Annotated in this window: 1 protein-coding gene and 1 pseudogene; both read left to right on the top strand. The window is 66.0% G+C overall.

Going from position 1 to position 2,885, the window contains the following annotated elements:
- Positions 1-222, top strand: a pseudogene (locus VE759_RS03835) (hypothetical protein); the annotation flags it as partial.
- A gap of 75 nt (positions 223-297) precedes the next feature.
- Positions 298-2,885 (top strand): glutamate synthase central domain-containing protein (locus VE759_RS03830; protein WP_324928396.1); only part of this gene is annotated, 2,588 nt, incomplete at its 3' end.

Genomic DNA, 2,885 nt, shown 5'->3' with positions numbered 1-2,885 from the left:
CACGACCTGATCCACGGCAACCTGGCGGCCGCAATCGTCGACAACATCTATTTGCTGGTCGGAATCCCGGCGCTGATTGCATGGATCCTCTACCGCCACCACACCGGAAGGCCCGCCACAACGAAGACCCTCCTCGCCGTCGTGATCTTGTCCGCGATCGCGTGGACCGTCGCTCGCAACATGCCCGGCTTCCCGCTGGTCCCCACGCTTTACGGCGGGTAACGAAGCACCCGCGCTGATACACTGGCGCACGGCCAACGCAGTCCCCAAACCACGGATTGCGGAGGTGCGAATCACATGCTGTTCTCGGCACTCCCGGATGCTCGAGGTCTGTATGACCCGGCGCGGGAATCTGATTCGTGCGGCGTTGCAATGATCGCCGACATCAAAGGGCGACGCTCCCATGCCATCGTCGCCGACGGCCTCGTCGCGCTCGAGCACCTGGACCACCGGGGCGCCGCCGGTGCCGAGACCAATAGCGGCGACGGCGCCGGGATCCTGATGCAACTGCCCGTCGAACTGTACCGCGCCGCGGCCGATTTCGAGCTGCCCGCGCCAAACCCCGACGGTTCCAACACCTTCGCCGCGGGCATCTGTTTCATGCCGCAGGACCCCCTCGCCCGCGCTGAGGCACGCAAACGCGTCGAAGCGATCGCGGCCGACGAGGGCCTGGAAGTGCTGGGCTGGCGCGAACTTCCGGTCGATCCAGACGGCGCCGGCGTCGGGCGGACCGCACTGAGCACGATGCCGTACATGGCGCAGCTGTTCGTCACCGCCCCCGAACACAATGGCGTGCGTCCGTCCGGCGTCGAGCTCGACCGCCGCGTCTATCCGCTGCGCAAGCGTTCCGACCACCTGACACCGGATATCGAATCCGACGGCACCGGCGTCTACTTCCCGTCGCTGTCCAGTCGCACCATCGTATACAAGGGCATGCTGACCACCGTTCAGCTGCCCCAATACTTTTCGGATCTTCGCGACGAGCGCTGCACCAGCGCAATCGTGATTGTGCACAGCCGGTTTTCTACAAATACCTTCCCGTCCTGGCCGCTCGCGCATCCGTTCCGGATGATCGCCCACAACGGCGAGATCAACACCGTGAAGGGCAATCGCAACCGGATGCACGCCCGCGAGGCGATGCTGGCCAGCTCACGCATCAAGGGTGACTTGAGCCGGCTCTCACCGATATGCACGCCGGGCTCGTCGGACTCCGCGTCCTTCGATCAAGTCCTCGAGTTGCTGCACCTGGGCGGCCGCAACCTGCCGCACGCCGTGCTGATGATGATCCCAGAGGCTTGGGAGAACAACACCAGCATGGACCGGCCGCGCCGGGCGTTCTGGCAGTTCCATGCATCGGTCATGGAGCCGTGGGACGGCCCGGCCTGCGTCACGTTCACCGACGGCACCGTGGTGGGAGCGGTCTTGGACCGCAACGGATTACGGCCCGGACGCTGGTGGCGCACTATCGACGACCGCGTCATCCTTGCCAGCGAGAGCGGCGTGCTGCACGTGCCGTCCGCCGAGATCATCGCGAAGGGCCGGCTGGAACCGGGGAAGATGTTCCTCGTCGACACCGCAGCCGGGCGCATGGTCAGTGACGACGAGATCAAAGACGCACTCGCGCAGGCTCACCCGTACGCCGAGTGGCTGCACGCCGGACTGCTCGACCTCAAGACCCTGCCGGATCGCACCCGCGCCCAGCCGAGCCACGAATCGGTGGTGCGCCGCCAGGTTGCCTTCGGCTACACCGAGGAGGAGCTGCGCATCCTGCTCACCCCGATGGCGGCGGCCGGCGCCGAGCCGCTCGGCTCGATGGGCACCGACACCCCGGTAGCCGTCCTGTCCCAACGGTCCCGGCTGTTCTACGACTACTTCGTCCAGCTCTTCGCACAGGTGACCAACCCACCGCTGGACGCGATCCGCGAGGAGATCGTCACGTCGATGGCCCGGGTGATGGGACCGGAACAAAACCTCCTCGAGCCGTGCGCGGCGTCATGCCGCCAAATCGTGCTGGGCTGGCCGGTGCTGGACAACGACCAGCTCAACAAGATCGTGCACATCAACGACGACGGCGACTATCCCGGATTGAAGGCCACCGTGCTGCGCGCGCTGTACGACGTCGAACGCGGCGGCGCGGGCCTGAACGACGCGCTGCAGGATCTGCGGCTGCACGCCAGGGAAGCGATCGCCAAAGGCGCGCGCACACTGGTCATTTCCGACCGCGACTCCGACCACACCAGGGCGCCGATACCCTCACTGCTGGCCGTCTCGGCGGTTCACTCGCACCTGGTGCGCACAAAGGAGCGGTTGAGTGTTGCCCTGGTGGTCGAAAGCGGCGACGCCCGCGAGGTGCACCACATCGCGATGCTGATCGGACATGGCGCGGCCGCGGTCAACCCGTATCTGGCCTTCGAGTCGATCGACGACCTCATCCGCGAAGGCGAACTGACCGGTATCGACCCCGGCACCGCGATCCGCAACTACCTGAAGGCGCTCGGCAAGGGCGTGATGAAGGTGATGAGCAAGATGGGCATCTCCACCGTCGGGTCCTACACCGGCGCGCAGGCATTCGAGGCCATCGGGCTCAGTAAAGAGCTGGTCGACGAGTACATGCCCGGCACCGTCAGCCAGATCGGCGGCGTCGGTATCGATGTGATCGCTGAAGAAGTCAAGCAGCGCCATAGCCGCGCCTACCCGGAAAACCCGACCGAGCGGGTGCACCGCAGGCTCGAGGTCGGCGGCGAGTACGCGTACCGTCGCGAGGGCGAGCTGCACCTGTTCACTCCGGAAACGGTTTTCCTGCTGCAGCATTCAACCCGCACGAAGCGCAGGGAGATCTTCCGGCAGTACACCGACGAGGTCGACCGGCTCTCGCGCGCGGGCGG

The sequence above is a fragment of the Mycobacterium sp. genome (assembly GCF_035640695.1).
In the GTDB taxonomy this organism is placed as follows: Bacteria; Actinomycetota; Actinomycetes; order Mycobacteriales; family Mycobacteriaceae; genus Mycobacterium.
This window is presented reverse-complemented; position numbering and strand designations above follow the sequence as displayed.